Consider the following 4,968-nt stretch of genomic DNA (forward strand, 5'->3'; position numbering starts at 1 on the left):
CAGACGAGGATCTCCACCCCGCCCTTACCCAGACGAAGTAGCTATCTCAGGCTTATACTCGTCGGGTTATACCGGGGGCGAAATCGCATTCCGCCTGGTAGCTGTTGATGACGCGGGCGCCGTCATGGGGCATCTGTGAGCTGAATAGGGCGCGCCGCCGTCATGATCCAGAGGGAGCACGGTGAGCCCTCGCAACGGCAGGTTCAGGCTCATCCGCACCTTCGTCTTTGCGCCGCCCCGCGAGGCCGGAGCTGGAACAAGTGGAACGGCCGGAGGCTCCGCCAAGCGGGCGGCGGTGACAGGGCTGCCCGGTCGTGGGCCTCCGGCCGGGCTTTCACACGGTGCCGGCGAGGCCGGCGGTCGAGCCTACTCGGCTGCGTGCAGCGTGGGCGGTCCGCGGACCTCCTCCACCGGCTCCGCGTCCGCGCGGGCGACCTGCGTCGTCTCCGGCCGGTCGCGGAAGGACAGGCGGTGGGCCCGACGCCGCGTCTGCCTGGGCGGCCGACTCCGCGTCGCGGCCTTTCTGCCGGATCTCGACTGCACGGTCCGCGACGTGTCCCTGGACGGGGCACGGATCCGGGTCCCTGCCGACGCCACGCTGCCCGATTGCATCGAGCTGTTCATCCCCTGCCGCGGCGAGACCCGGCGGGCCTTCATAGCTTGGCGGGCGGGCGAGAGCGTCGGTCTCGGTTTCGCCGAGACGGGGGCCGCGACGCAGCCGGCGGCGATCGCGCGCCGGCTCGCCGCCAGCGAGGCGGAGGTGGCGCGTCTGCGCGCCGCGCTTCTCGACGGAAACGGCACGCCGCCGGGTCGCGTTCACTGAGAGCGCGGTTCCGCCCTCGGCGGCTTCCACGCCACGCGGCGCCCAAGGCGCGTCCATTCCGTCCCGGCGACACGGCGAGGCCCATGGCAGACGACACCCGGCTCTCACGACGCAATCTTCTCGCGGCCGGGGGCGCCCTGGCCGGCGCCGCGATGGGCGGCGGCGCCCAGGCCGCCCCGCCGGGCACTCCACCGGCCCCCTCGGTTCCGGCCGATACCGGCGCCGTGCAGGGCGGACGGGTGATGTTCCCGAACTGGCGCGGTGCCGGCGACAGGCCGCCCGCCCCGAGCCCGGCGCCTCAGCCGCCGGGCCAGCGGGTCGGCTACTGCGTCGTCGGTCTGGGGCGCCTGAGCCTCGACGAGATTCTCCCGGCTTTCGGCGAGGCCAAGCGCGCCCGCCTGGCGGCGGTGATGTCGGGCTCCCCCGACAAGGCGAAGCTCGTGGCCCGGCAATACGGGCTGCCGGACGATGCCGTGTACGGCTACGACGGGTGGGATCGGCTGAAGGCCAACCCGAACGTCCAGGCGGTCTACATCGTCACGCCGAACGGCGTGCACCGGGACAACGTCGTGGCGGCCGCGGCGGCGGGCAAGCAGGTGCTCTGCGAGAAGCCGATGGCGGTCTCCTCGGACGAGTGCCGCGAGATGATCGCGGCCTGCGCCAAGGCCGGCGTCAAGCTGATGATCGCCTATCGGTGCCAGTACGAGCCGCACAACCGGGCCGTGATCAAGCTCGCCCGTTCGGGCGAGTTCGGCCGGCCCCGGCTGATCCAGGCCTTCAACGGCCAGACCACGGGACTGCCGGAGCAGTGGCGCCTGCGGAAGGCGCTGGCAGGGGGCGGGTCGCTGCCGGATATCGGGCTTTACTGCCTGAACACCACCCGCGCGGTCCTCGGCGAGGAGCCGAACCTGATCCAGGCCCAGATCCACTCGCCGCCGGACGATCCTAAGTACCGCGAGGTCGAGGAGACGGCGAGCTTCACCCTGCACTTCCCGTCCGGCGTGATCGCCCAGTGCCTGTCGAGCTACGGGGTCTACGAGGCGCGAAGCCTGACCCTGCACACCGGAACCGCCGCCATCGACCTCCAGAACGCCTTCGCCTACCAGGGCCAGCGGCTCATCATCGGCCACCGCGACGGCAAGAACGCCGCGCGGGACGAGAAGGTCCTGAGCCCCAAGAACCAGTTCGCCCTGGAACTCGACCACTTCGCGCGCTGCATCCAGGAGGATCTGCGCCCCCGCACCCCCGGAGAGGAGGGGCTGCAGGATCAGGTGCTGATGGAGGCGATCTACGAGGCCGCGCGGACCGGCGCTCCGGTCAAGGTCGGGCCGCCCCCCGGAGCCGGGTCCGGCCTCGACGTCACCCGTGGGCCGGAGCCGGAGGAGCCGGGCTGAAGGGCCTCAGAACGGCAGCAAGATGTCGACGATCTGCTGGCCGTAGCGCGGCTGCTGCACGTCGGTGATCTGGCCCCGCCCGCCATAGGCGATCCGGGCCTGGGCGATCTTGGTCGAGTCGATGGTGTTGTCCGACTCGATATCCTCCGGTCGGACGACGCCCGCGACCACCATCTCGCGCACTTCGAAGTTGACGCGGATCTCCTGCTTGCCCTCGACCACGAGGTTGCCGTTGGGCAGAACCTGGGTGACCACCGCGGCGACGTTCGTCGTCACGGTCTCGGCGCGCTGGACCGAGCCGGCACCGTCATTGGCGGTGGCCGAGGTGGCGGACAGCAGCGCGGTGCTGCCGACGCCGAAGGACTTGCCGACCGCGTTGTTCTCCAGTCCCAGGGCGTTCGGCAAGCCGAAGCTCTCGGTGTTGGCCCGGGAACGCTTGGTCTCGTTGCTGATGTTGGCCTGATCGGTGACGTTGACCTTCACGGTCAGGAGGTCGCCGAGCCGGGCGGCGCGCTGATCCTTGAAGAAGGCGCGGGAGCCCGTCCGCCACAGCGAGTTCGGGGCGTACGAGACCGGCTGGACGTCGGGCATCGGCATCCGCACCGGCTTGTAGCCCGGCTGGGTGGTGGGATCCTCGATCGCCGACAAGGCCGGGGTCGCGCCCACCTGCGAGAGGCGGTCGGCGGTGTTGCAGGCACCGAGCGCGCCGGCGATCAGAGCGGCGGCGAGCGGGTTCAGGACGATGCGGCGGGCCATCGGGCAATCACTCTTCGACGCGTGCAGGACGGGCGGTCAGCGCAGGGAGGCGGTCGCCTGGACGGGGGCGGCGCCGGCGGCCTGCTGAGCCGCGGGGCTGGGGCTCACCGAGACCCGGCCGGGGCCGATCACGGTGGCCTGCAGGATCTTCTTGGAGGCGACGTTGACGACGTTGACGACGGCGCCCATGCGGCCGGAATCGTTCGACAGGCCGCGCATCGACAGGCTGACGTTCGGCGTCTCGTACACGATGGTCACGTTCTCGCCGCGCGCGACCAGTTCGGGCGGGGCGGTGTCGGTCATCCGCAGCACGGTCCCGGCGGTGAGCGTGTTCTGGGCGACCTCGCCTATGACCGCCGTGGCGCTTCCCTGCGCGTCGGAGGCGACGGTCTCGCGCGGACGCCGCTCCGCCACGACGTCGCCCTCCTTCACCGGTTCGCCGCGGTTGAGCGTCCGGGTGAGCACCGCCACTTCGCGCAGTTCGACGACCACGCCGGATACCCGCAGGGAGGCCTGCCGCTCGCCGAGGCTGACCAGCCCCGCGACGCGGCGGGAGCGCAGGTCGTAGGTGACGTCGAGGGCCGCGGCCTGCCCTTCGAGGTCCACCGGAGCGAGCAGGGTCGGCCGTCGCCGTCGAAGCGGATCGTGACGCTGCGGGGGTCGAGCCCGTAGCTGGTCTCGAGGCCGCGCTTGAGCGCGGCTTCGATCTCCGGCGGCCCGAGGCGGCGTGCGGCGCGCTGCACGGCGATCTGCAGCCGGCCCCCGGTCTCCAGGTTGGCGAGACCCAGGGCGGCGGCCGCGTCGAGGATGCGGCGGGTCTGGATCGTCCCGGTGGCACCCAGGGTGGGTGCGCGGAACAGCGGACGCGCGGCCAGGCGCTCCGGCACGCCCTCGACCAGGTCGGCCAGCGTCAGGATGTCTCCGCGGGCTGTGACGTCGCCGCGCAGCCGCAGACCTTCAGCCTGGGCCATGGCGGGGATCGCCAGGGCGCCGAGGACCGCGAAGGTCAGGAAGGCCAGCACCGCGCGAAGGATCACGGCCGAGCCGAGGGGGGAGACCCGCGGCCGGGGACGGCGGATGATCGGGCTGATGTCACTTCCGTCCGCCATGCCGATACGGGGCAGATCGAGGGTCTCGAAGTCGGGATCGGGATGAGCGGGATGGGCGGGATGCATGCCGGCATACATGTTCAGGGACCTGAAGCGGGTGCGGGTCGCGCGGTTAGCTGCGGAACATCTGCGTGGTGGTGGAGAGCATCTGGTCGGCCGCGGTGACGACCTTCGAGTTCATCTCGTAGGCGCGCTGCGCGGCGATCAGGGACGAGATCTCGGTGACGGCGTTCACGTTCGCCTCTTCCAGGTAGCTCTGCTGGAGGTTGCCGAAGCCGTCGGCGCCCGGCAGGCCGCTGATCGCCTGCCCGGAGGCCGCGGTCTCGACGAACAGGTTGTCGCCGATCGATTCGAGGCCGACCTTGTTGACGAAGCGCGAGAGCTGGAACTGGCCGAGCGCCTGCGGCGCCGTCTGGCCCGGAATGCTCGCCTGCACGACGCCCGTCGCGCTGATCGTCACCGACGTCGCGTTCTGCGGCACGGTGATCGCCGGATCGAGCAGGTAGCCGTCGCGGGTGACGAGCTGGCCCGAGGCCGAGAGGTCGAAGGAGCCGTCCCGGGAATAGGCGGTGCGGCCGTCCGGGAGCGTCACCCGGAAGAACCCCTCGCCGCGGATCGCGACGTCGTAATCCTTCTCGGTGGACGAGAGCGTGCCCTGGGACATCACGCGGGCTGTCGAGGTCGTCTTCACGCCCGAGCCGAGGGCGAGGCCGGCCGGAAGCTGGGTGTTCTGCTGCGAGGTCGAGGCGCCGGCCCGTCGCAGGTTCTGGTAGAGCAGATCCTGGAAGTGCACCTGCTGGCGCTTGTAGCCGGTGGTGCGCAGGTTCGCGATGTTGTTCGAGATGACCTGGACGTTGAGTTCCTGGGCCGCCATGCCGGTGGCGGC

General features: G+C 71.2%; 4 protein-coding genes and 1 pseudogene. 2 read left to right on the forward strand and 3 right to left on the reverse strand.

Annotation, left to right across the window (positions count from 1 at the left end; genetic code table 11):
• Positions 1-385 precede the first annotated feature (385 nt).
• Together I53_RS15145 and I53_RS15150 are read left to right on the forward strand one after the other, a co-directional pair.
• Positions 386-823 carry a PilZ domain-containing protein gene (locus tag I53_RS15145; RefSeq protein ID WP_251982327.1) on the forward strand — a complete coding sequence of 146 codons (438 nt, stop codon included), beginning with the start codon at positions 386-388 and terminating at the stop codon, positions 821-823.
• 83 nt (positions 824-906) lie between these two features.
• Positions 907-2,217 (forward strand): Gfo/Idh/MocA family protein, encoded by a 1,311-nt coding sequence (locus I53_RS15150; protein ID WP_043352092.1) that lies wholly within the window; start codon positions 907-909, stop codon positions 2,215-2,217.
• A gap of 6 nt (positions 2,218-2,223) precedes the next feature.
• Here the strand turns inward: I53_RS15150 and flgH are convergent, their stop codons facing one another.
• From flgH to flgG, 3 genes and pseudogenes are all read right to left on the reverse strand, one after another.
• The gene (gene flgH, locus I53_RS15155) at positions 2,224-2,973 is read right to left on the reverse strand and encodes a flagellar basal body L-ring protein FlgH (RefSeq protein WP_043352094.1); all 750 of its coding nucleotides are present in this window, start codon (positions 2,971-2,973) and stop codon (positions 2,224-2,226) included.
• Positions 2,974-3,009: 36 nt separating this feature from the next.
• A pseudogene (gene flgA / locus I53_RS15160) lies at positions 3,010-4,160 on the reverse strand (flagellar basal body P-ring formation chaperone FlgA).
• A 34-nt stretch (positions 4,161-4,194) separates the two neighbouring features.
• A partial coding sequence (flgG, locus tag I53_RS15165; protein ID WP_251982328.1) for a flagellar basal-body rod protein FlgG occupies positions 4,195-4,968 on the reverse strand: 774 nt, incomplete at its 5' end.

The organism is Methylobacterium sp. B1 (assembly GCF_000333255.1).
GTDB lineage: Bacteria > Pseudomonadota > Alphaproteobacteria > Rhizobiales > Beijerinckiaceae > Methylobacterium > Methylobacterium fujisawaense.